This window comes from Marinomonas sp. GJ51-14 (assembly GCF_055808695.1).
Map to the genome: position 1 here is coordinate 2,954,136 of NZ_CM147879.1, position 21,564 is coordinate 2,975,699.

General features: G+C 38.6%; 24 protein-coding genes, 1 tRNA gene and 1 pseudogene. 16 read left to right on the forward strand and 10 right to left on the reverse strand.

The window, feature by feature from the left end; translation table 11 throughout:
* The first annotated feature begins 12 nt into the window (after positions 1-12).
* On the forward strand, positions 13-579 hold the full coding sequence (locus tag AC0L3Y_RS14095) for a nitroreductase family protein (RefSeq protein ID WP_473465004.1): 567 nt from the start codon (positions 13-15) through the stop codon (positions 577-579).
* A gap of 91 nt (positions 580-670) precedes the next feature.
* Positions 671-758 (forward strand) — tRNA-Ser (locus AC0L3Y_RS14100).
* An 82-nt stretch (positions 759-840) separates the two neighbouring features.
* On the opposite strand, the gene AC0L3Y_RS14105 is transcribed toward AC0L3Y_RS14100, so the two are convergent.
* From AC0L3Y_RS14105 to yciH, 3 genes are all read right to left on the reverse strand, one after another.
* Positions 841-1,251, reverse strand: a complete 411-nt coding sequence (locus AC0L3Y_RS14105) for an acyl-CoA thioesterase (protein WP_473465010.1) — start codon at positions 1,249-1,251, stop codon at positions 841-843.
* A gap of 73 nt (positions 1,252-1,324) precedes the next feature.
* On the reverse strand, positions 1,325-2,332 hold the full coding sequence (locus AC0L3Y_RS14110) for a GGDEF domain-containing protein (RefSeq protein WP_473465015.1): 1,008 nt from the start codon (positions 2,330-2,332) through the stop codon (positions 1,325-1,327).
* Positions 2,333-2,495: 163 nt separating this feature from the next.
* Positions 2,496-2,840 (reverse strand): stress response translation initiation inhibitor YciH, encoded by a 345-nt coding sequence (yciH, locus tag AC0L3Y_RS14115; protein ID WP_473465022.1) that lies wholly within the window; start codon positions 2,838-2,840, stop codon positions 2,496-2,498.
* 148 nt (positions 2,841-2,988) lie between these two features.
* Here yciH and AC0L3Y_RS14120 point away from each other — a divergent pair, with 148 nt between their 5' ends.
* Positions 2,989-3,486, forward strand: a complete 498-nt coding sequence (locus tag AC0L3Y_RS14120; RefSeq protein WP_473465026.1) for a GNAT family N-acetyltransferase — start codon at positions 2,989-2,991, stop codon at positions 3,484-3,486.
* Positions 3,487-3,497: 11 nt separating this feature from the next.
* Here the strand turns inward: AC0L3Y_RS14120 and AC0L3Y_RS14125 are convergent, their stop codons facing one another.
* The 3 genes from AC0L3Y_RS14125 to AC0L3Y_RS14135 are packed head-to-tail and all read right to left on the reverse strand — an operon-like array spanning position 3,498 to position 5,739.
* Positions 3,498-4,223: a pseudouridine synthase gene (locus AC0L3Y_RS14125; protein ID WP_473465032.1), complete on the reverse strand. Its 726-nt coding sequence runs from the start codon at positions 4,221-4,223 to the stop codon at positions 3,498-3,500.
* Positions 4,220-5,158 (reverse strand): D-2-hydroxyacid dehydrogenase, encoded by a 939-nt coding sequence (locus AC0L3Y_RS14130; RefSeq protein WP_473465035.1) that lies wholly within the window; start codon positions 5,156-5,158, stop codon positions 4,220-4,222. The genes AC0L3Y_RS14125 and AC0L3Y_RS14130 overlap by 4 nt, the downstream gene beginning before the upstream one ends.
* The gene (locus AC0L3Y_RS14135) at positions 5,155-5,739 is read right to left on the reverse strand and encodes an arylesterase (RefSeq protein ID WP_473465039.1); all 585 of its coding nucleotides are present in this window, start codon (positions 5,737-5,739) and stop codon (positions 5,155-5,157) included. The genes AC0L3Y_RS14130 and AC0L3Y_RS14135 overlap by 4 nt, the downstream gene beginning before the upstream one ends.
* Before the next feature lie 77 nt (positions 5,740-5,816).
* Between AC0L3Y_RS14135 and AC0L3Y_RS14140 the strand changes: the two genes are divergently transcribed.
* From AC0L3Y_RS14140 to AC0L3Y_RS14150, 3 genes are read left to right on the forward strand one after another with little or no spacing between them, the layout of a single operon-like run.
* Positions 5,817-6,500 carry an ABC transporter ATP-binding protein gene (locus tag AC0L3Y_RS14140; protein WP_473465042.1) on the forward strand — a complete coding sequence of 228 codons (684 nt, stop codon included), beginning with the start codon at positions 5,817-5,819 and terminating at the stop codon, positions 6,498-6,500.
* Entirely contained in the window at positions 6,497-8,956 is a 2,460-nt protein-coding gene (locus tag AC0L3Y_RS14145; RefSeq protein ID WP_473465045.1) for an ABC transporter permease, read from the forward strand. Before AC0L3Y_RS14140 ends, AC0L3Y_RS14145 begins: the two co-directional genes overlap by 4 nt.
* Positions 8,957-8,988: 32 nt before the next feature.
* Complete coding sequence (locus tag AC0L3Y_RS14150) at positions 8,989-11,334, forward strand: DNA polymerase II (RefSeq protein ID WP_473465048.1); 2,346 nt, start codon at positions 8,989-8,991, stop codon at positions 11,332-11,334.
* Between the two features lie 29 nt (positions 11,335-11,363).
* On the opposite strand, the gene AC0L3Y_RS14155 is transcribed toward AC0L3Y_RS14150, so the two are convergent.
* The 3 genes from AC0L3Y_RS14155 to AC0L3Y_RS14165 all read right to left on the reverse strand — a co-directional run bounded on the left by AC0L3Y_RS14155 (position 11,364) and on the right by AC0L3Y_RS14165 (position 13,329).
* A complete protein-coding gene (locus AC0L3Y_RS14155; protein ID WP_473465051.1) occupies positions 11,364-12,149 on the reverse strand; it encodes a TatD family hydrolase in 786 nt (261 codons plus the stop codon).
* Entirely contained in the window at positions 12,146-12,895 is a 750-nt protein-coding gene (locus AC0L3Y_RS14160; RefSeq protein ID WP_473465054.1) for an EAL and HDOD domain-containing protein, read from the reverse strand. Before AC0L3Y_RS14160 ends, AC0L3Y_RS14155 begins: the two co-directional genes overlap by 4 nt.
* Positions 12,896-12,969: 74 nt before the next feature.
* A complete protein-coding gene (locus AC0L3Y_RS14165) occupies positions 12,970-13,329 on the reverse strand; it encodes a hypothetical protein (protein ID WP_473465056.1) in 360 nt (119 codons plus the stop codon).
* Between the two features lie 111 nt (positions 13,330-13,440).
* Between AC0L3Y_RS14165 and AC0L3Y_RS14170 the strand changes: the two genes are divergently transcribed.
* The 7 genes and pseudogenes from AC0L3Y_RS14170 to AC0L3Y_RS14200 all read left to right on the forward strand — a co-directional run bounded on the left by AC0L3Y_RS14170 (position 13,441) and on the right by AC0L3Y_RS14200 (position 18,026).
* A complete protein-coding gene (locus AC0L3Y_RS14170; RefSeq protein WP_473465059.1) occupies positions 13,441-14,376 on the forward strand; it encodes a chemotaxis protein CheV in 936 nt (311 codons plus the stop codon).
* Positions 14,377-14,470: 94 nt separating this feature from the next.
* Positions 14,471-15,199, forward strand: a complete 729-nt coding sequence (locus AC0L3Y_RS14175) for a TSUP family transporter (RefSeq protein ID WP_473465062.1) — start codon at positions 14,471-14,473, stop codon at positions 15,197-15,199.
* 151 nt (positions 15,200-15,350) lie between these two features.
* Complete coding sequence (hemH, locus tag AC0L3Y_RS14180; protein ID WP_473465065.1) at positions 15,351-16,343, forward strand: ferrochelatase; 993 nt, start codon at positions 15,351-15,353, stop codon at positions 16,341-16,343.
* A gap of 1 nt (position 16,344) precedes the next feature.
* Complete coding sequence (locus AC0L3Y_RS14185) at positions 16,345-17,085, forward strand: HAD family hydrolase (RefSeq protein ID WP_473465069.1); 741 nt, start codon at positions 16,345-16,347, stop codon at positions 17,083-17,085.
* Complete coding sequence (locus tag AC0L3Y_RS14190; RefSeq protein ID WP_473465073.1) at positions 17,082-17,444, forward strand: hypothetical protein; 363 nt, start codon at positions 17,082-17,084, stop codon at positions 17,442-17,444. Before AC0L3Y_RS14185 ends, AC0L3Y_RS14190 begins: the two co-directional genes overlap by 4 nt.
* Positions 17,445-17,514: 70 nt before the next feature.
* Positions 17,515-17,811 (forward strand): annotated as a pseudogene (locus AC0L3Y_RS14195) (topoisomerase DNA-binding C4 zinc finger domain-containing protein); the annotation flags it as partial.
* A gap of 89 nt (positions 17,812-17,900) precedes the next feature.
* On the forward strand, positions 17,901-18,026 hold the full coding sequence (locus AC0L3Y_RS14200; protein WP_473465076.1) for a topoisomerase DNA-binding C4 zinc finger domain-containing protein: 126 nt from the start codon (positions 17,901-17,903) through the stop codon (positions 18,024-18,026).
* Here the strand turns inward: AC0L3Y_RS14200 and AC0L3Y_RS14205 are convergent.
* On the reverse strand, positions 18,023-18,913 hold the full coding sequence (locus tag AC0L3Y_RS14205) for a TIGR01777 family oxidoreductase (RefSeq protein ID WP_473465079.1): 891 nt from the start codon (positions 18,911-18,913) through the stop codon (positions 18,023-18,025). The genes AC0L3Y_RS14200 and AC0L3Y_RS14205 overlap by 4 nt on opposite strands.
* Before the next feature lie 166 nt (positions 18,914-19,079).
* On the opposite strand from AC0L3Y_RS14205, the gene AC0L3Y_RS14210 reads away from it, so the two are divergent.
* From AC0L3Y_RS14210 to AC0L3Y_RS14220, 3 genes are read left to right on the forward strand one after another with little or no spacing between them, the layout of a single operon-like run.
* Positions 19,080-19,487: a sirohydrochlorin chelatase gene (locus tag AC0L3Y_RS14210; RefSeq protein ID WP_473465082.1), complete on the forward strand. Its 408-nt coding sequence runs from the start codon at positions 19,080-19,082 to the stop codon at positions 19,485-19,487.
* Positions 19,488-19,522: 35 nt separating this feature from the next.
* Positions 19,523-20,914: a Wadjet anti-phage system protein JetA family protein gene (locus tag AC0L3Y_RS14215; protein ID WP_473465085.1), complete on the forward strand. Its 1,392-nt coding sequence runs from the start codon at positions 19,523-19,525 to the stop codon at positions 20,912-20,914.
* Positions 20,914-21,558 (forward strand): DUF4194 domain-containing protein, encoded by a 645-nt coding sequence (locus AC0L3Y_RS14220; RefSeq protein ID WP_473465088.1) that lies wholly within the window; start codon positions 20,914-20,916, stop codon positions 21,556-21,558. The genes AC0L3Y_RS14215 and AC0L3Y_RS14220 overlap by 1 nt, the downstream gene beginning before the upstream one ends.
* The last annotated feature ends 6 nt before the right edge of the window (positions 21,559-21,564 follow it).

The window sequence follows — 21,564 nt, forward strand, 5'->3', positions numbered from 1 at the left end:
ATAAGAAATTTTATGAGTAAAGAATTTATAACATTTATGCGTAATCGTGTATCTCAACCAACATTAAAGGCACCAGCACCGTCTGAAGATGAATGGCTATCTGTTCTTGGTGCAGCAAGCCGCGCAGCAGATCATGGCGGGCTAAAGCCTTGGCGTTTTCGAATTTATGAGGGTGAAGGTAGGGCGCGGTTGGGGAAAATTTATTGGCATCACGCTATATCTGAGGTGAATTCCATGCCGGACCATAAAGAAGAAGCTTTTATCAAAAAGGCATTTCGTGCGCCGGCAGTTTTATTGGTTTATGCGCATATACAAGAGCATCCTAAAGTCCCTGAAATAGAACAGATAATGGCTGTATCGGCAGCGGCTCAACAAGTACTACTTGGTCTGAATGCCCTTGGTTATGGTGCAATCTGGCGTAGTGGTCCAGCTTGCTTTACTTCAAAAACAAAAGAGCTATTGTTTTTAGAAGAATCAGACCAAATTGTTGGTCTGATTTATGTTGGAACTTCAAAAGAAAAGCAGCCATTAATTCCTGAGGTTAATCTGGAAAACTGTTTGGAATGGGTAAGAGATTAATTTTTAAGGTTTATTTAATAAAACAAGTTGCAATCTGAGGTCTTGATCTCTAAAATACGCGGCACAAATTACGTACTACGTAAAAGATATTGGTGAGCTGTCCGAGTGGCCGAAGGAGCACGCCTGGAAAGCGTGTATGTCGAAAGGCATCAAGAGTTCGAATCTCTTGCTCACCGCCATATTTTGTTTATTAGTTATTGGCTAATGAACCATAAAAAAACCGCTTTTAAAGCGGTTTTTTATGCCTAAAGTTTATCTTAATTAGCCATCAAGTAATAAGCTGGCTTGCTCAAAAACAATAGGGCGACCTTCTTTGGTTGTTGATGTTACTGTCATTTTTGCAGTTAAAATAAGTTGATTGTCATCTACTCGGTAGATTCTTTGATGGAAAGCCAGTTTTAACCTAGATGTTTTTTCAGTACTGGTTTGAATGTAAAAGGCATCGCCACTTTGTAATGAACGTTTATAGTCTAATTCTGCTTTAATTAAGACAAGATGTATGCCTTGATTAGTGATCTCAGCAAAATCTAGACCTCTAGATTTTATGAATTGGTGACGGGCATGTTCTAAATAATTTTGATATATGGCATTGTTCACTATGCCTTGCATATCACATTCGTAATCTCGCACTTCAAAAAACGTACGATTTACTTGTGTTTTATTACTTTCCATCTAATGACCTTAAACGTGAAATAATTTTACTTGTAAGTAAATATCTTAAACTGAGAACTAAATATGTTGAAGTCTATGAAGAACAACATTGGTTTTTTCCTGAGCGTTTTGCGTACAGTAAAAAATGTTGAGCTTTGTCAATAAGTTCATTTGGGCTCTCATCTCCAATTAAAGTAGTCACCCCAATAGACACAGTGACTTGTTGAAGTAGTACCTTAGTGTTTTTGTAGCGTATTTTCTGGGTGGCTACTTCATTACGTAATACCTCAGCGAACTGTACCGCTTCAGCTATTTCTGTTTCACTCATTAATATTGCAAAGCGACCTCCGTCGATACGGGCAATCGAAGCTTTTTCAGGTATTAGCTTAAATAACAGCTTAGCAATGTATCGAATCAATGAAGTACCGACTTTATTACCATATTCTTCATTGATCCCACTCAAGTTATCGATATCAATTAATATCAATGATAGGTCATCCTCAGCATGAGGTGTCAAAGAGAGAAGAGTGTGTTCAAAACCTTTCTCATTAGCCAGTAATGTTATAGGGTCTATTTCGGAATTTCTCTTGGCCTCTGACAGCTCTTCTCTAAGTTTTACTATTTCAGCTTGTGCGCTCAATAATGACTTACTGTAATGCTCGATGATTTGGTTTGTTTTGAACGTTCTTCGTTCTAGTAGCGTAGTTAGTTTTTCCAGCTGATTAGAGGTAGTAACGTTTTTCAAGGCTTCTCTTGTATTACGTACCGCTTCTTGAAAGGTGTGTAATTCAGAAGAAACTGTTGAGGTTTCCATTTCTAGGTTTTCGGTTAATTCCCTTAAAACTGGACCCTGTAAATAGGCATATTGGAACTCCTGCGGTAATAGAAATTCGTTGAACAGTTCTTGAGATACAAATGCAGGCAACCCGCCAAAGCGACGTAAAGTACGATCTACAACTTGATTAAGCTTAGGTGTTCTATTTGATGTGTATTCATACCAAATGCCATAGTTATATGGCGTCGGTGGGATGTTAAGTTTTTCCATTAATGGAATCGCAGAACGCATGAGTAAATTGGCTTGATTAACGCTATGTTGGAACATCTAAAGAGCCTCTGTTGCCACTGTTATTGTTAAGACGCCGTTTTATGAGTTTTGTTTTATTTAGAGAAATGAACTCTTTACATCGGGTATTGTTTCGACGTCATGGCGAAACTGTTTATTTATTGTTGTTCATGATAATAAATCGAATATTCTGGAATAGCTATTAACCACCAAAAAATTTGCTTTTGTAACCTTCTTTTTCAAGTAGATCCTTTAGTTTTTGGCGGTTGTCTCCTTGGATTTCAATTTGTCCGTCCTTTACTGAACCACCGGTACCGCATTGTGCTTTTAGTTTTTTGGCAAGAATTTTTAACTTATCTTCTGTAATCGGAAGGCCTTTGACGATTGTAACTCCTTTGCCTTTGCGCCCTTTTGTTTCTAAACCTATCAGAACTTTACCATCACCAATAATTTGTTCATTTTTACACTGGCATTCTGAGGTAGGCCGTTCACAATTAGGACAAAGACGTCCTTGATCTGTTGAGTAAACTAAATTTCTATTTTTCATTGAGTGATCTCACAAACTCTACTCTTTGGAATAGTTTTTATTTTATCATTCTGTGAAGGTTATTCCGATCAAAAATAGTCTCATTAACACTTTAATCTACAACTGAACTAAGCTGATATATACACTACCTTATAATGGGTGCGTAGATATGAATAATATTATTGCAATTAGGCAAGCGACAGAGGACGATCTTAAGAAGATAATACGGTTTGAGTGTCGAAATAGGCATTGGTTTTCACAGTTTTTATCGGCTCAAACATTAGAAATGCAGACGGAAGCCTATTTTAGATATCTGCTCAGAGGAAAGTTACAGAGATTGCAGTATTTGGTTTTTTCTTCAAATAAAGAGTTAATTGGTCGTTTTAATGGTCAGATCTTAGATCCTAAGGCGCGAACACTAGAGGTATCTTATCGGATTGCACAAGATTTCACTAATCAAGGAATTGCCAAATATGTACTTAAACGTATTTTATTGGTTTGGGCTGGTTGTGGAATTCAAGAAGTGTATGCACAAGTATCTGATCACAACAACGCATCAATGAAGGTATTATCTTCATGTGGCTTTGAAGTAGAAGAGATTCAAACAGATGCTATTAATTTAGGGACTATGGTTCATGACTGCTGGGTTTTTCGTTGGACCTTATGATGCTAAGTAAATTAAACACGGTAGGGGGTTAGTTTATCTAGAATTTTAGTTATTTTTTCGCTGATGGGAGCTTTTAAAGTCAGCTTCTGCTCTGTAATTGGGTGTTTAAATTGTAGGCTGGATGCATGAAGCATCAACCTAAAATCCTCAGGCCAGATTTCTTTTGCTACTTTGTTAATATGACGGCAACCATAACATGAATCGCCAACTAGTGGATTTAATAAATGTTTGAAATGTCGACGAATCTGGTGTTTTCTTCCTTGCTTTGGCGCAACTTCAACCCAGCTTAGACGCATACTGTCATAACGACTAACTGGTACTGGAAGTTGATAGTGAGCCTTTAAAGTGAAATGCGTTTCTGCTTCTTTTTCAGTGCCTTCAATTTTAAAGCGAGATCGACCTTTCTGCTCATTAAGCTTAGCTAATGGATAATTAATGACGCCACTTCCGTCGCAAAAACCACGTACTAAACAATGATAGATTTTTTGTGTTTGAGATTCCGCAAACTGAATGGAAAGCTGTCTCGCAATATCAGGGCTAAACGCCATTACTAAAACGCCAGAGGTTCCTCTGTCGAGTCTATGAACAGGAAATACCCATTTCCCTGTTTGATCTCGTAATCGCTGAACAACAGCGTCTTCTTCATCTTTAGCTAGGTGTGTTCTATGAACAAGCAGACCTGCGGGTTTGTTAACTGCAACAAGGTGTTCATCTTGAAATAAAATCTCTAATGTCATGTTATTGCATCTACAAATACTGTGATTTTTTGCACTGCAATGTCCGCTAATTTCTGCATTGCTTCATCACTGGCCCAAGCAATGTGTGGTGTTAGTAGGAAGTTAGGATACTGTGCAAGAGTTTGCAATGGGTGATTAAGTGGCATTGGTTCTTGAGTTGCTACATCGAAAGCCGCACCTGAAATGGTTTGATTTTCAAAGGCTTCTAATAATGCGCGCTCATTAACTAAACCGCCACGACTGATATTTAGTAATAGACTGCTGTTTTTCATCATAGTAAGTTCAGCGGTATCTATTAGATTTCTAGTTTTTTCTGTTAAAGGACAATGTAAGCTCACAACATCAGCTATTTTCAAGGCTTCTTCGAAATCTACGTAACCTGGTCTTATGTGTTGAGCGCCTTTACGTTCAGCAAAAACAACAATCATACCAAAGGCTTTTGCTAGTTCCGCGACTCTCTGCCCCAGTGAGCCACTACCTATAATGGTCATAGTGGCACCGGAAAGGTCTTTAATTGGGTAATCAAGAAAACAAAAATATTCCGAGCTTCCCCATTTTCCTGACTTCACATCTGAAACATAAGACATTAAATTTCTTCTTAATGTTAAAAGCATAGAGAAAGTATGTTCAGGAACGCTCACGGTAGAATAACCGGTGACATTTTGCACTGTAACATTTCGACTTTGGCAAGCTACAACATCAACATTATTTGTGCCTGTCGCCATGACTTGAACAAGTTTCAGCCGCGGTGCGCTGTTGATGGATTCTGCACTTAACATCACTTTATTGGTTAGTACAATATCTGCGTCTTTTATACGATCAGTGACTTGTTCTGGCTGGGTGTTTTGATATTCAATGACCTCTGTAATCTGTTCAGGTAAGGAAATACGAATACTATTAGGGAATGAACCTCTGTCTAAAAAAACCGCTTTCATTTATCTTCCTTATTCTTTTCTAATAATGCGTGTAAATATGGCTGTATATTTTGTAGTACAGCAGGTTGTCCTTTTTTATTCGGATGAAAACCATCGTCTTGCATCAAGTCTTTATTTAACGCAACGTCTTGAAGCATGAAGGGTAAGTAAACCAGATTGTACTTATTCGCGATGTCTTTGTATAAATTAAAGAACATTTCTGTATAACGTTTACCGTAATTTTGTGGAATATGATTACCAATTAATAAAACGGTTGAGTTTGCTTGATGAGCTTGTTCAACCATTTTTTCAAGATTTAAAGTGGTCTGATTTAATGGGTAACCACGTAAAGCATCATTAGCGCCTAATTCAAGAATGACCCATTCAGGTTTATGAGTGGTCAAAAGAGCACTAAAGCGAGAAAGACCACCTTGTGTTGTTTCGCCACTTATACTGGCATTTACAACCTTAATATCAGGATGAGATTCAGAAAGTTGATTTTCTAGTAAACTAACCCATCCATCCTGTTGTCTTAAATTGTAAGCAGCGCTCAGACTATCACCCATAACGAGCAGGGTTGAAGCAGAAGCCAATGAACTCATGAAAAGAATCGTTATTGTACATAATAGTAGTAATGGTCTTTTAAAAAACATATCAAACCTTTTTAGGGTAAAAATGCATGGCTACGAACACCGCGATTAGAGTACGTAATTTAACTCATACTGTTACGTCAAATACAGGGAATTTAACCATATTGAAAGGAATTAATATGGAAATCAATGAAAGTGAATCTGTTGCTATTGTTGGTTCTTCTGGTTCTGGTAAATCAACGCTACTTGGTTTGTTGGCCGGTCTTGATGTAAATACATCAGGGGATATCTTTCTTTATGAGCATAATTTCTCCACTCAAAATGAAGAAGAAAGAGCGCTAGTCCGTGGTGAGTATGTTGGCTTTGTTTTTCAATCCTTCCATCTTTTACCTAGTTTGCAAGCCATCGAAAACGTGATGTTACCAGCAGAATTAAAAGGCGATAAAGACGCACGTAAAAAAGCGGAAGCTTTATTAGACAAAGTCGGTTTGTCTCACAGGCTAACCCATTATCCAAATCAATTATCTGGTGGAGAGCAGCAACGCGTTGCTATTGCACGAGCGTTTGCTTCCCAGCCTAAGATTTTGTTTGCCGACGAACCAACCGGTAACCTTGATGAAGAAAATGGCAATCTGATTATTAAGCTGCTGTTTGATCTAAACAAATCCCAAGGCACGACTCTTGTGATGGTAACCCATGACAATGAGCTTGCGAAAATGTGTGATCGTCAACTGGTCATGTCTGCGGGTCAGCTTACGGAAAAAACCTTATGAGTTTTACCTTTCGTTTAATGCTAAGAGACATTCGAAGCGGAGATTTAATCACGCTTTTGATGGCGCTTATTATTTCAGTGAGCACAGTCACATCGATTGGGCTTTTTATTGATCGCTTACAGCTTTCTTTTGAACAGGAATCGGCGAACCTTTTGGCGGCTGATCGTTTAATTCGTTCAGATGAGCTCATTTCAGACGATTGGAAGTTAGAAGCTCAAAGCTTGTCATTAGAACAAGCTGAGAGAACATCCTTTACAACCATGATGTTCGCAAAGGACTCTCTTCAACTGTCTCAGCTAAATGCCGTCAGTAATAATTATCCTCTTCGAGGCGCTTACCTTGTTGATGACACTTTATTTGGTACAGGAAAAAGTACAACAGACTCGCCTAGACAGGGTGAGGTTTGGGTATCCTCACGACTAGCTAGCTTATTAAATATAAACATTGGCGATGAAGTGGAAGTTGGTGAAGCAAAATTAACCGTCTCTAATTATCTAGTAAGAGACCCAGGATCCAGCACATCCGCTTTTGCGATTTCACCTCGTGCTGTGATGAATATTGAGGATCTTGCTGCAACCAATGTAATTATCCCTGGAAGTCGGGTTCGTTACTCTTTACTTCTTGCTGGCGACAGAGACACTTTGGCGGAATACGAAGCTTGGGTGACGCCTCAATTGGAAGATGGTCAACGCTGGCAAACACCAGCTCAACGTGGCGAGCGTATTGGTGACACAATAGGGCGTGCGGAATCCTTTTTATTGTTAGCCGGTACATTAGCGGTTGTAATGTCTGGTGTTGCCATGGCGCTTGCTTCTGCGCGATTTGTAAAGCGTCACCTAATGCAAGTGGCGATTTTAAAAACGCTTGGTGCTACTCCTAAATTATTGACACGAATTTTTGCTCAGCAATTGTTTGCGCTGTTAATTGTTGGCGCTGTAGTTGGTCTTGGAATTGGTTGGGGAATACAAGAGATTATTGCGTCTTTATTGTCTAGTTTGGTATCAACTAGCTTGCCAGCACCTTCTGTCGATCGTTTGTGGTTGGGAGCAGCAACAGGATTTATTTCTATGTTGGTGTTCTGTCTACCATTGATGATGAGATTGATTAAAATTTCACCATTGTCTGTTTTGCAACCAAACGCAAAGATTGAGCAAAACACCTTGTTCGTCTATTTGATTGGTTTTGTCGGTATGTATGGCTTGATGTGCCTTTATACCAATGGTTTTTTACTTCCAAGTATTATGACCGTGGTTATTGCTGGCATTAGTTTATTGGTGGCTGGTATTGGTTGGTTGGCTTTCAAACTAGGGCGGTCGTTAACATCAGGCGCAACTAGTGGTTGGCAAATAGGATTGGCGTCCTTGTATCGAAGATTGGTACCTAATTTGTTCCAGCTTTTGGTGTTCACGCTGATTATCATGTTGACGTTAATTTTAATTGGCATCAAATCAAGTTTGATTGCCGATTGGCAACAACAACTACCTGAAGATGCACCTAACCATTACTTGTTCAATGTACAAGCAAATCAAATTGAACAAATCAATGATGAAACAACCAAGTTGAATATTCAGAAATCAGACTGGTATCCAATGGTTCGTGGCCGCGTCACAGCAGTTAATGAAGATTCTGTTCAGGACCTTTACCCAGAAGAGAGAGGTGAACCAGAACTGTTTGAGCGTGAGCTGAATCTCACTTGGTCTGATACGCTTGGTCAAGGCAATGAATTGATTTCTGGTGATTTCAGTGCTGAAGGTCTTTCCGTTGAACAGGAAGCTGCTAAAGAGGCGAATCTTTCACTTGGTGATGAATTGACCATCAATATTGGCGGCAATATCGTTACTTTACCGATTACGTCAGTTCGTACGGTTGATTGGGGTTCTATGCAGCCTAACTTCTATCTCATTTTACCTAAAAGCGCTTTAGAAGATTACCCAGCGAACTTCGTGAGTAGTTTGTTTATTAGCGATGAGTCAGCTCAGCCTTTCTATCGTGCGATGTCGCAATTCCCAACTGTGTCTATCTTGAATGTGGGAGATATCTTAAAACAGATACAAACGATAATTGGACAGTTGTCTGAAGCAATTCAGCTGGTGTTACTCTGTATCCTTAGTGCCGGTGCCTTGGTGCTGTTGGCAAGTGTGAGATCAACGCTAGAAGAAAGATTGGAAGAAGGTGCGTTACTAAGAGTTTTAGGGGCCAAAAGCGCACTAGTTAGACAGGCTTTGTTTGTTGAGTTTGGCGCACTTGGGTTCTTCTCTGGGCTCATTGCCGCCATAGGTGCAGAAGCCTGTTTGTATGGTTTGCAGGTCTTTGTATTTAAGACTGAACCTAGCTTTCATCTGTCGTTATGGTTATTTGGTCCCTTAATTGGAGTTTGTGTTATTTCAACCATTGGTATATTTGCCAGCAGGACTGTGTTAAAAGTGCCGCCTATGCTTTTGTTGCGTGGGTTATAATTGGTACTTTTTCACTAAACTGGGTTGTTTGAATGTTTGTAGAAAAGCATGGCTACATTATCAGCCGCCATACTCGTGAAGTAGGCGGCCAGATTGAAATGAGCCTCTTTATTAAAACACCGGAAGGAACTGTTAAGGTTTTACCCGACAAACAGCAAAGTGTGTTTTTTACTGATGCGCCACTTGATAGCCTTCCTAATGACGTTGCTGGGGTTCAATGTACTGAATCCCAGTTTCGATCTTTCGATGATACCCCCGTTACTATTGTTCAAAGTCACAGCTTAACCATCCACCAGCAAATGGTGAATCTGGTTAAGCACAATGGTTTTTCCGTTTTTGAAGAAGATATTAAAGCTCATAATCGCTATTTAATGGAGCGCAACATTCGTGGCTCTGTTCGATTTATTGGTGTGCCTGATTCTGCTAATCAAATATATCGGCAAGCAAAAATCATTGCGGGTGATTGGCAACCAGAGTGGAAAGTGTGGTCCTTGGATATCGAAACTTCGGTCTCAACCAACACTTTATTGTCTATTGGTATTACCGCAAAAGATCAGCGCATTGCTTTTGTTGTTACCAACAAAATCATCAACACTGAAATTGTTCAAACGTTTTCGGATGAGAAAAGTCTGTTATTGGCCTTTATGCGCTACGTTAGAACCCATTCTCCAGATATTTTTATTGGCTGGAATTTGATTGGTTTTGATTTGCAGTTTATTGATCAACGTTGTCAGGTTTTGGGTATTCGCCCGGCGTTTGGTGTGAATGGTGAAAACTGGAACATTCGATCATCCGATAATCAGGGGCGATATTTCGCCAGTATTCCAGGGCGAGTTGCACTTGACGGCATCACTTTATTAAAAGTCGGCGGCTATCATTTCGAATCTTATAGCTTAAATAATGTCAGCAAAGAAATTTTAGACGACGGCAAGCTATTACATGGCGGTGATCGTTGGCAAGAAATAGAGCGATTACACAAAGAAGATTTAGATGCTTTTGTTGCCTATAACTTGCAAGATTGTGATTTGGTTCTAAGAATCTTTGAAAAACTCAAATTAATTGAGTTACAACAAACCCGTGTTGATCTGACAGGAATTCCTTTGGAACAACCCGGAGGCTCCGTCGCTTCTTTTGAGAACCTCTACTTACCTCGGCTGCATAAAGCCGGTTTTGTCGCTCCAGCTTGGCGTGATGAAGATTTTGTACCAAGTCCTGGCGGCTTTGTTATGTCATCGATTCCAGGCCTATATAAAAATGTCTTGGTGTTTGATTTTAAAAGTCTGTATCCGAGTATTATTCGCACCTTTCATATTGATCCATTAGCGCGAGTGTCTGCTCAACACGAAGGAAAAAAAGGATTAAATGCTAGCGCTAACCGATTTATCCCCGGCTTTTTAGGGGCGAGCTTTGACAGAGAAAAAGCTATTCTGCCAGATCTCATCTCTGAGCTTGCTCATGCCAGAGAAGAGGCCAAAAGAACCAATAATAATATCTTGAGCTATGCAATAAAAATCATTATGAACTCATTTTATGGTGTTTTAGGTTCGAATGTTTGTCGTTTTTATCATGCAGAATTAGCCAGTTCCATTACTATGCGTGGTCATGAACTGTTAGCAAGAAGCAAAGCTTGGATTGAAGAGCGTGGCGCTAAGGTTATTTATGGCGACACAGATTCTTTGTTTGTCACACTTAATAATTCTCAAGCGGATCCACAATTATTTGGTGAGCAACTTTGTTCTGAAATTAATCAATGTTTGCAGAAGTGGTGTGGTGACTATGCTCAGTTAGAGTCCCGTTTGGAATTAGAGTTTGAGCAAGTATACGATCGTTTCTTTATGCCAACCATTCGTGGACAAGAAGAAGGCAGTAAAAAGCGTTATGCAGGTCGTTCAAAAGGGACGCTAATTTTTAAGGGATTAGAGGCGGCAAGAAGCGATTGGACGCCTTTAGCGAGACAGTTTCAACGAACTTTATTTGAAAAAATCTTTAATGACGAAAATCCAATTCCATATATTCAAGATACCATCGAAAAATTAAGAGCAGGGCATTACGACGAACTTTTAGTCTACAGTAAGCAGCTAAGCCGACCTTTGTCTTCTTATACAAAGAATAAGCCCCCTCATGTTAGAGCGGCCGCGATAATCGATCAGAAACGAGCTGAGCTCGGTCAACCTCTTGAATATGATAAAGGCCGTAAGCGAGTTTATTATGTGTATCAAATAGCGGGGGTAATTCCTTATGAAACCACGGATGACTTGGTGAGTTTGGATTATGAACATTACATAGAAAAACAAATTGAACCTATCGCAGAGAGTATCCTTCCTTTCTTTCATACCAATATGGAAAACCTTCTTTCACAGCAAATATCACTCTTGTAGTTGTGCAGTTGTAGTCAATAAAAAAGCGTTTACTGCTCAGTGATTTTGATACCAAATAGAGACTCGGTATTTTTATTCGTATTTAAGATCAGCTCTTCAAGTGTTACGCCTTTAAGACGGGCGACTTCCATCGCAACCCAAGGTAGGTATTTCGGATGGTTCTTCTTTGGGCGTGGTCTGATGTTTCTTGGTAGTAAATAAGGTGCATCAGTTTCTATAAGCAATTTGTCTAATGGAATGTGAGGCACAGAAGCTTGTAAATCAGCACCGCGACGTTCATCGCAGATCCATCCTGTAACCCCTATATACAAACCTAGTTCTAAATAATTGTCTAACTCTTGTTGGTTACCAGTAAAGCAATGGATGACGGATTTTTTTGCCAAGTCAGGATGCTGCCTTAGTCGATTGAGCATTTCTTGATGAGCGTCTCTTTCGTGCAAATAAAGGGGAAGGTTATACTCTATGGCTAATTCAATTTGCTCATCAAATGCATAAAGTTGTTCAGATGGCGTTGAGTAATTACGATTGAAATCAAGCCCTGTTTCTCCGATAGCAATAGGTTTAGCAGCCTTTATAAGTTCAGCAAATTCCACTTTACTGTTTGTGCTCCAAGTTTTCGCTTGATGTGGGTGACAACCTAGCGTGTTCCATATCTGTGAATGCTTTTGCCCCAGCTTTTGAACAAGTTTGCTTTCTTCTAAATCAGAAGCAATGCAGACCATACCATTGACTCTAGCTTCTCGCATTTCCTCTAAGGTTTTTGTCAAATCTTCAAGAAGAAAGCTATGATTGATATTAACGCCTATGTCTATCATGATTTGCTCATTTCTTTTGCTGATTTTAAGCTCGCTACATAGAAGTCTTTAATTGATTGTTCTGAAATGTCTTTACTCGCAAGTTGTTCGAAGGGAATTTTTTCCCAGCGGCCACTTTCATAGTTTTCAACTATTTTTAAAATGCTGCCTAAGCTACCACTGTATTCAAGCAATGCTCCTGTGATGTTGTTTCCGAGCGGTAAATCTTTTAATAATTCAGGTAATTCATCATCAAAAAAGCTAGGAAGGTAAGAAAAGAGTCCAACCAGAAATCCACCTTCTGATTTTGGAAATAAAGCTTTTGATAAATTTTCACAAAAACAGGCTCGTGAAATAGCCATGGTAAATAAGCACGCTGGTTTTCCAGAGACACTACTTAACATTACTAATCCGACCCATTTAATCAAGTCTCGTATTCCTATGATTTCTACAGCACGTTGGGCGTTGGAGACGTTAAATTGACTATGGTATTGAGATACATGAGTTAGCTTTATAATTCGATAGGTTAATGTTGGATCGCGCTCAATAATATCGGCCAATACACGAGGAGATGATTCATGACTATTAAGAGCCGTCATTAAGTCAATTAAAATAGACTTGTATGCAATGATGCGCTGACCCTTTACTTCAGTCATTTTTTTGATGAAGTTACCACTGAATAATCCACCAGGAATGGTTTCTTTAAGTAATTCGAACTGTTCAGCTTGTTCTATTTTATTTACCCACAATTTTTTTTGGGCAAGCAAAGGATTTGCGCATAGTTTAATGACATCATTTATAGGTAAGGAGTCTAAGCTAAAAAGAACGTACTCGAAGAGGCTCAGAAAAAATCAGAGAAAGAAGTTGGTGATGGGTTAATGATGCCTAATTGATAACCTTGTAAACGCATTTCAGATAATGCTTCGAAGTGAGTTTCCGATAATGTGTCCCCATCAAGAAGGATAACCATAGGGATTTCACTTCGTGTGGGAAGTGTAGATAATTTGCCGATGTCGATTTGAAAAAAAATGGTTTTTTGTTGCATTAATTCAGTGAGGTCAATATCTACAAATAAAGAACTGAGAAAAGACTCTTCTTGTTTCTTTGCCGTGCTGTTTGGGTGTAATAAATGATAAGCTATTGTTTCCGATGAGCTATTTACAATATCTTTTCTACAAAAAAGTATATCTTTATTTTTCATTTATTATCCCTATAGAAAAATTTCACATAAAAAATACTGTAACACTTAGCTGAATGCAATATCATGGTTATAATCAATTTACGCCTTAATACGAAACATTTGGAGTGATATATGGCAAGCATGTTGGAAGCTGTAGACCAAAGAACCAAATTAGTTGGTGAAAACCGTTTGGAACTGCTTATGTTCCACCTTAACGGAATGCAGACCTTTGCAATAAATGTGTTTAAAGTTCAAGAAGTTGTTCAGCTTCCTAATTTAAATTTAATGCCACATAGACATCCATCTGTTGCTGGTGTCACGCATTTCAGGGGGAGAACCATTCCTGTTATCGATTTATCCGAATCGATTGGCTTGAGACCGATTGACCGTAATGAATCATGTAACCTTATCGTTACTGAATATAACAATACGGTACAAGGATTTATGGTGGGAGAAGTAGATCGCATTATAAATATGAATTGGAACGAGATATTACCACCACCAAACGGCACAGGGCGCTTACATTATTTAACAGCTATTACTCGCCTAAATGAGCGTATTGTTGAAATTATTGATGTTGAAAAAGTATTAGCAGAAATATCCCCTTACGACAGTACTGTTAGCGATGAAGTTATCGATAAAGATTTATTGTCACTTGCCAAAGGGTTAGAAGTGTTGGTTGTTGATGATTCGTCTGTTGGTTTGGCTCAATGTCGCTCCACATTAGATTTTATGGGGATCACTGTTCATACCGCTACTGATGGTAAGAAGGGGTTAGAGCAACTTAAAAAATGGGCTGATGCAGGAGAAATTGTTCCTGAGAAGCTTCTTATGATGATAACTGATGCTGAAATGCCTGAAATGGATGGTTATCGTTTGACTCGAGAAGTTCGTGAAGACCCAAGGCTAAAAGATCTTTATATTGTCTTACATACATCTCTAAGTGGTAGTTTTAATAAGGCGATGGTACAAAAAGTAGGTTGTGATGACTTCCTATCAAAATTTCAGCCAGATAAGTTAGCCTCTCTGATTCAGGAAAGAATCCGAAGTGTTGTTTATCGTGATTAAAAACTTAGATAACTAATGGCATAAATAGAAGCAGACTGTATGTCTGCTTTTTTAATCTAAATTTGTTAAATGCTAAGCGCAGGAGTTTTTTCTTATGCCCATTGAGTTAACTCTACTTTTACTACTTATTGGCGCTGGAACGGGGTCCGTAAGTGCTATCATAAAGATGGCTCCGGCGCTTATTGCTATTCCTACCGCGTACTTTTTTCTACCTATTTTTGGTGTGTCGCTTGAAGTATTGGTTTTCCCCGTCATTGCAACCTGTCTAACTGCATTTATTCCTACACATTTGTATACATGGATAAAGTCGATGAAGAAAGGTACTGTGGATTTCCAACGTCTAATTAACTTTACACCTGGTGTTGTGATGGGGGCGATTATTGGCGCACAACTACTGTCGCTAACCAGTCCTATTATTTTTAAAATTGCATTTTCAATTATTTCTATTTTTGCCATTTTACATGTTATTTATGGTAATAAATTTAATGGTGTCACTAACGTCAATATAAGCACGTTTGCTCAATTACCTATTGGTTTGCTTATCGGTGCCATATCGTTAATCTCGGGAAACTGTGGGCGAGTGTTGGCAGGATATTTGTTTGCCATTAATAAAACGAGCCTAACTCAACGGCAGGGAACAATTGACGGTGTCGCTGTATTCGCGTCTATTGCCGCCATGGTTGGTTTTATTTATCCAGCTCAAGCATTTGATCATTTAGAATTAATAGGGTTTGCTGGGGCAATTCATTTACCGTCTGTATTGGTCTTAGCTATCAGCCATTTCTTCTTTTTTTGCTTTTTGAAAACCGAGGGAGTGAGCTAGATAAAAAGGTTTTATCTGTAAGTTTTATGTTTTTTTTAGCATGTGCACTTGTTAGATTGTGGATCTAATTTTGATTTGCATACGTATTAGGTAAGGCTATAAAAAATTGTTAGATAGTAATAGATATGAAAATTAATTCAAAAGGTATTACATGAAAAGTACGAGTAATTATGGTGTTTTGATGATTAACCTAGGCACGCCTGACGCACCGAAAACACCCGAAGTTCGTCGTTTTCTAAGAGAGTTTTTATCTGACTCTCGTGTTGTTGATTTGAACCCTTTACTTTGGAAACCCATTTTAAATCTCATTATATTAACAATACGGCCTCCAAAGGTTGCTAAGGTGTATCAACAAGTTTGGATGGATGAAGGCTCTCCATTATTAGTGTTGAGTGAAAGGTTAAAAGAAAAAGTAAAAACACAGCTTGCTGAAAAAATTGGGAGTAGTGTTCCTGTCGAATTGGCAATGACCTACGGAAATCCCAGTATCGAAGTCGCGGCTAACAAGTTAAGAAAGCAAGGAGTTAAAAACATCATAGTTATGCCTATGTACCCGCAGTTTTCAGCTACAACTACAGCTGCGGCTTATGATGGATTAATGAAATCACTGAAAAAGTGTCCACATTGGCCTTCTTTACATTTACTGCATGATTATGCGGATCATCCTTTGTATATAAAGGCTTTAGCTAATTCAGTAAGGGCTCAATGGGAGTTACAAGGTGAGCGTCGTCACCTTGTTCTCTCCTATCATGGAATCCCAAAGCGTTATGTGACCAATGGTGACCCTTATGCTCGACGTTGTGAAGCGACCAGTCGATTAGTTGCAGAAGAATTAGAATTAGAAGATCAGGATTGGACTCATGTTTATCAGTCTAGATTTGGACGTGAAGAATGGTTAAAGCCGTACGCTGATGCGACATTAAAATCTTTTCCTACAATGGGGATTAAAAAAGTTAATGTCATCAGCCCTGCGTTTTCAATTGATTGCATTGAGACACTGGAAGAAATTACTTTAGAGCTGGGTACTGAGTTTAAGCATAATGGCGGTCTTGCTTTTGATTATATTCCTGCTTTGAATGACTCATCAGATCAAGTTGAGCTTTATCTTGACTTGATTGAAAAAAATACAAAACAATGGACATAGAATGATACTGAATAGCACAAATATTAAAGCAATCGCTTTTGATGCAGACGATACGCTTTGGCGAAATGAAGAAATCTTCATTCATGCTCAAGATGAGTTTATTAGAATGTTAATGCCTTACCATGATGAGAGTTATATTCGATCCCATTTAAATACGGTTCAAATTGAGAACTTAGAAAACTTCGGATATGGCATTAAAGGTTTTACACTTTCGATGATAGAAACCGCCATAACACTAACAGAAGGCCGAGTGACAGGAACTGAAATACACGAAATAATACAACTTTCTAAATGTATGTTGTCGTCACCAGTTGAGTTGCTGCCAAATGTTGAAGGCGTTCTATCCAGCTTAAAAGGACACTTCCAACTTTTTGTTATAACGAAAGGGGATTTGCTAGACCAGGAAAGTAAATTAGCGCGGTCTGGTGTGGCTGATTATTTTGATGTTATTGAAATTGTCAGTGATAAAAACGCCAATACTTACGAGCAGATTCTTCAACGTCACAATGTATCTGCAAGCAATTTTCTTATGGTTGGTAATTCTATGAAGTCAGATATTTTACCTGTTTTAGATGTTGGAGCTCAGGCACTTCATGTTCCATATCATAGTACTTGGACACATGAAGAAGTAACTGAGGATGTGTTATTAAATTATCCGCAATTAGAATCTTTAAATGATATATCAGAGCTGGTGGTTTGGTTAAAAAACTCTCCAGTAAATAACATTAAGGCTGTGTCATGAATTACATTAAGATTATGGTAGGTTTACTTATTTTTGCATCTGCATTTGTTCAAGCGGATGAAAGCTCTATTGACAAGGCAAAAAATGGAGCTATTGAACTTTGGGAAAAAACTAAAGTGGTTACGTCAGAAATTACCTCTAACGTATCTGAAAAGGTATCAGAAGTTGGTGTAAAAGCCTCCAAAATAGGCAGTAAAGTCTCTAATGGTGCACAAGAAACCGGAGGGGGTGTATGGGATAGAATGAAAAAGGTGGGAGCTGCTACAGCTGATGAAGCTAGAAAAGGAGCATCAAAAATACGTGAGCTTGTTGAAGACGAAAACTGTGAAGAGGGTAGCGATCATTGTTATAAGTCATAACATTCTAAATAATAATTATTTCATTTTAAAAGATTAGAAATACTTACGGACCATACCAAGAGTAAGACTCGTGACAGAAAAAGACATTAAAAAAAATCCGCATTCTGTCTCTAACTGGGAACAAGAGTTTTTAGAGCAAGGTGATGCGCAAATTACAGCGGCAAAAGTACGCTATCGCTGTCCAAAATGTGAAAGCTTATTAGTACTCAAAGAGGGTTCTAATGGCTCGTTTTGGGGGTGTGAATCTTATCCAGTTTGCAATTATACTGCTAATGATGAGGCTGGAAAACCAGTAAGGGCTAAGCGTTATTTGTGCCCTGCATGCCAAAGTACCTTAAGGAGAAAGACGTTTAAGGATAATAGCTTTTGGGGGTGCTCTAATTACCCTGATTGTAAGGTCACGGTAGAGGATGATAGTGGTGTACCATCGAGTACAAAAAAATATCCTTGTAGAGCTTGTGGTCACTACTTGGTTCGAAAAAAAGTAAAAACGGTTATTTTTGGGGCTGTATCACTTATCCAAAATGCACCAATACACTGAATGATAATAAAGGCTTGCCTGAATTGAAGAAGAAACGTTAGCGAGATTTGTATTGTCTTTCAATGTCTTGTAATGCTTCTTTTATCTCAGTGAATTCAAATTTAAACCCATATTTTCTCAACCTTTCTGGAATGACTTGCCCTCCATGTGTGAGTAGGTAAGCCATCTCACCAAAAATAATGTCAAATACGAATTTTGGTGCAGATATCCAAGCTGGTCGCTTTAGTATTGAGGCATAGTTTTCCGCAAATCGCCTTTGTGTTATTTGTTGTGGAGCCACTAGATTATAAGTCCCTATGAGGGACTCATCATTTATAGCGGTCATAATTCCTTGAATAACATCATTAATGTGAATCCATGAAAACCATTGATGTCCACCCGCAATTGGTCCTCCTAGTCCACACAAAAAAGGTATTCGCATTTTATCAAGAGCCCCTCCGACTCCAAGTACAACACCTAACCTAAATATAATCACGCGAGTATTTGGGGTTGAGAATGCATTAGCCGAGGTTTCCCAATCTCGACATAACTCATGGGCAAAGCCTTGCATAGGTAAGCTGTACTCATCGAAAATTTCATCTCGGGCTATCCCATAAAAACCCACTGCTGACATAGATATAACAAGATTAGGAGGGGACTTTAGATTTTCCTTAACTTGGTTGGTTAAATTTATGCGACTATCATACAATTCTTTCTTGCGTTTTTTTGTCCAAGGTTTACTGGCAATATTTTCACCCGCAAGATTGATGAAAGCATCAAACTCTTGATCTAACGAAGCAATGGCATTTAAACTTATTTGCTTTACGTTTGAATGTAATTTAGTGCTCTTTGTTCTTGTGATAGCGTAAATCTCGTGATTAGCTTGCAATAATTTTTCTATCAAAGAAGTTCCGATAAATCCTGTTGCACCAGATATCAGAATATTCATGTTTTGTACCTTATGTTTTCGGCTAATATATTTATTACGCATAAAAAGCGAAATAGGATCAATGCTTTCCGTAAAATAATGAGTTATACCTTTTTATAATATTTGGTTAGAAGAATGTAATGTATTTTTACAATGCACCTTCTTTTTCTGGCATAGGATGGCTAAAATGGGTGTTCAAGAAACATTAGGTATCAAAATGCTACGCAAAGAATACGATCACATCATACTTCTTGCACATGGAAGTCCAGATCCTCTTTGGAAAGAACCCTTTGAATCACTGTACCAAGATGTTTGTCATATTTATGGCGAAGGTAATGTCAGTCTCGCATATATGGAATTAACATCTCCATCGTTAGAAGATATTGTTGCTGGACTTACAGAGAGCTTGCGTATGGTAGCTGTACTACCATTATTTTTAGCTGTAGGACGACATTTAAGACATGATGTACCTGCACAAATAAATGCACTGCAACGAGAAGACTTACAGATAGAATTGCTACCACCTATTGGTGATGATTCATTAGTAAAAGAAGCCATGCAGGCAGTCATCGCTAATCATTTAGGCAAGGTTTAAAATGTTGTATTTAGTTGATTCATGGAGCCGAATTAATGTTATTTAGACATCTACCTGATGAAATATTCCAGGCATTAAGCGGTTCAAATAGAGCATTGATAGAAGCAGTGCTAACAGACCTTGCTGAGGTTTTTTATGATCACGCCGAAGATCCTATAAAAGATAAGTCGACGATTATAGAGTCTATAGAAGATACTCTACATAAAGTAGACACTTTTGCGTGGCATGATGATCAAAAAGAATCATTTGAGTCCCCAAAAACTATTCATGATTATGCTCTGCGGATTTATCATCGCCTTGTCAATACGGGCTGGTTGGTGGAAGAGCAAGAGCTTTATCGTGTCAGTGTTTTGATGACGCCACAGATATCTATGTTGCTTCGTTCTTTGGTGGAAATCAGCCGTCATGGCAAGCGAAACTATGGTGCGACAGTACTAAGCATACTCAGTAATTTAGAAGCTGTCGCAAAGCACCCTAAAGAACGAGGCGTTACATTGCGTCAGTCAGCAGAAGCTTCAAGAGATTTCTCTGCACACCTTAATCAAATATTGCTTGGTATTCGCAGCTTACAAAAAGAACTGTTTGCAAGTAGAGACCCTAAAGCAATAGTGGCAGGCTTCTTCGATTTGTTTGTAGAAGGAATACTTATTGCTGATTATAAAACGATTAAGACAAGCAATAACCCTTTTCGCTTTAGGCGACAGATTTTAGAGCTAACTCAAGAATTTCTTGCTAATCCGGAAACTCTTGGGCAGATTGCAAAATGTTATGTTGATCAACAACTCATTACTATGGCAGAAGCACAAGCCATGGTTGAAAAAGACTGTCGTGATATCATGCAAACGTTTGGCAATATCGAACAACGTTTGGAACGTATTGATGAATACCGTTATCGACTAGAGAAGCGAGCTGCTGATACAGCTCGTTATATGGATAGTTCTCGTCCTGGTATGGCTAATAAGATTACAGGAATTATTTCTGATATCGCTAAATATGAAAAACTGCCAATCTTGAAAGAGGTCGTCGGTGCTCGTTTTATTGGTGTTGCTTCAGCAGCACAACCAACTAAACGGCGTGAACCACCACCACCACGAGTAATGACCCCAACAGAAGTGTCAGCTGATGCGATAAAAATTCGAGATCAACAGCGCCGCTTTCACGAAGCACGACAAGTAACCATACCTAAAATGCAGAGTTACCTAGAGAAACAAATGGCTTCTGAGAAAACTAAACATATTCTAGATTTCACTATTGAATCCGTAGAAGATTTTGTCTGTTTCGACCATTTACGATACATAGGTTCACTCGGTGTAACCGCTAAGAAACTCGAAGATTTTTTTGAAATACACTTTACCAATCAGTATTTGGATGTACATGGGTTCGTAGAATGTCGCGAATTTAATGTGGTACGTAGGAGCAAAGCGTAATGCTTAAAGAATTAAAAAAAGTAGTGGAAGAGTCTGGTAAAGACGCTCAAGAATTTCAACAGACAGCCAATTTTATTGTCGCAAACCAGTTTGCGAGCGCCTATAAACATGGGCAGCGTAAGCATTACTTATTATTAGAAGCTTACCAAGACTACTTTGATCAATTATTTGATGCTTTGGGCATGAAACTTTATATCAACGAAAATGAACGTCTAGCTGGTGTATTACCCGTTCAAAAAGAAGCCTTTGTTCGTTTAAGAACTGATGAAACCTTGTTTTTGTTGGTGCTTCGTCAGATTTACGAAGAAAAAATTGAAAATTTTGAAGTCGATAACGGTTTTGTTGCAACCAACACTCATACGATATTGGACCGTTTTGTTCATCTTGTGAAACGAGAAATTCCAAGTGAAACTCGTTTTAAAGATATTCTGGCTTTATTCAGCCGTCATGGTGTTTTGATACGCGGCAAAACCTATGAAGAAGACAGTAAAAACCAAGTTATTAACATTACACCAGTTGTTCGACTCATTGTTACAGAAGCCTATTTGAGACAGTTAGAGTCTTTTAATGGCGCCGATCCTGATGAAGATGATATTGAATCAGATTTGGATGTCGAAACAACATCAGAAACTAACCAGGACTAGGGCCAA

Bases quoted from the DNA above. Each gene is read 5' to 3' on its own strand.
- AC0L3Y_RS14095 (WP_473465004.1), top strand. From the start codon at position 13: ATGAGTAAAGAATTTATAACATTTATGCGTAATCGTGTATCTCAACCA.
- AC0L3Y_RS14105 (WP_473465010.1), bottom strand. From the start codon at position 1,251: ATGGAAAGTAATAAAACACAAGTAAATCGTACGTTTTTTGAAGTGCGA.
- AC0L3Y_RS14110 (WP_473465015.1), bottom strand. From the start codon at position 2,332: ATGTTCCAACATAGCGTTAATCAAGCCAATTTACTCATGCGTTCTGCG.
- yciH (WP_473465022.1), bottom strand. From the start codon at position 2,840: ATGAAAAATAGAAATTTAGTTTACTCAACAGATCAAGGACGTCTTTGT.
- AC0L3Y_RS14120 (WP_473465026.1), top strand. From the start codon at position 2,989: ATGAATAATATTATTGCAATTAGGCAAGCGACAGAGGACGATCTTAAG.
- AC0L3Y_RS14125 (WP_473465032.1), bottom strand. From the start codon at position 4,223: ATGACATTAGAGATTTTATTTCAAGATGAACACCTTGTTGCAGTTAAC.
- AC0L3Y_RS14130 (WP_473465035.1), bottom strand. From the start codon at position 5,158: ATGAAAGCGGTTTTTTTAGACAGAGGTTCATTCCCTAATAGTATTCGT.
- AC0L3Y_RS14135 (WP_473465039.1), bottom strand. From the start codon at position 5,739: ATGAGTTCATTGGCTTCTGCTTCAACCCTGCTCGTTATGGGTGATAGT.
- AC0L3Y_RS14140 (WP_473465042.1), top strand. From the start codon at position 5,817: ATGGCTACGAACACCGCGATTAGAGTACGTAATTTAACTCATACTGTT.
- AC0L3Y_RS14145 (WP_473465045.1), top strand. From the start codon at position 6,497: ATGAGTTTTACCTTTCGTTTAATGCTAAGAGACATTCGAAGCGGAGAT.
- AC0L3Y_RS14150 (WP_473465048.1), top strand. From the start codon at position 8,989: ATGTTTGTAGAAAAGCATGGCTACATTATCAGCCGCCATACTCGTGAA.
- AC0L3Y_RS14155 (WP_473465051.1), bottom strand. From the start codon at position 12,149: ATGATAGACATAGGCGTTAATATCAATCATAGCTTTCTTCTTGAAGAT.
- AC0L3Y_RS14165 (WP_473465056.1), bottom strand. From the start codon at position 13,329: ATGAAAAATAAAGATATACTTTTTTGTAGAAAAGATATTGTAAATAGC.
- AC0L3Y_RS14170 (WP_473465059.1), top strand. From the start codon at position 13,441: ATGGCAAGCATGTTGGAAGCTGTAGACCAAAGAACCAAATTAGTTGGT.
- AC0L3Y_RS14175 (WP_473465062.1), top strand. From the start codon at position 14,471: ATGCCCATTGAGTTAACTCTACTTTTACTACTTATTGGCGCTGGAACG.
- hemH (WP_473465065.1), top strand. From the start codon at position 15,351: ATGAAAAGTACGAGTAATTATGGTGTTTTGATGATTAACCTAGGCACG.
- AC0L3Y_RS14185 (WP_473465069.1), top strand. From the start codon at position 16,345: ATGATACTGAATAGCACAAATATTAAAGCAATCGCTTTTGATGCAGAC.
- AC0L3Y_RS14190 (WP_473465073.1), top strand. From the start codon at position 17,082: ATGAATTACATTAAGATTATGGTAGGTTTACTTATTTTTGCATCTGCA.
- AC0L3Y_RS14205 (WP_473465079.1), bottom strand. From the start codon at position 18,913: ATGAATATTCTGATATCTGGTGCAACAGGATTTATCGGAACTTCTTTG.
- AC0L3Y_RS14210 (WP_473465082.1), top strand. From the start codon at position 19,080: ATGGGTGTTCAAGAAACATTAGGTATCAAAATGCTACGCAAAGAATAC.
- AC0L3Y_RS14215 (WP_473465085.1), top strand. From the start codon at position 19,523: ATGTTATTTAGACATCTACCTGATGAAATATTCCAGGCATTAAGCGGT.
- AC0L3Y_RS14220 (WP_473465088.1), top strand. From the start codon at position 20,914: ATGCTTAAAGAATTAAAAAAAGTAGTGGAAGAGTCTGGTAAAGACGCT.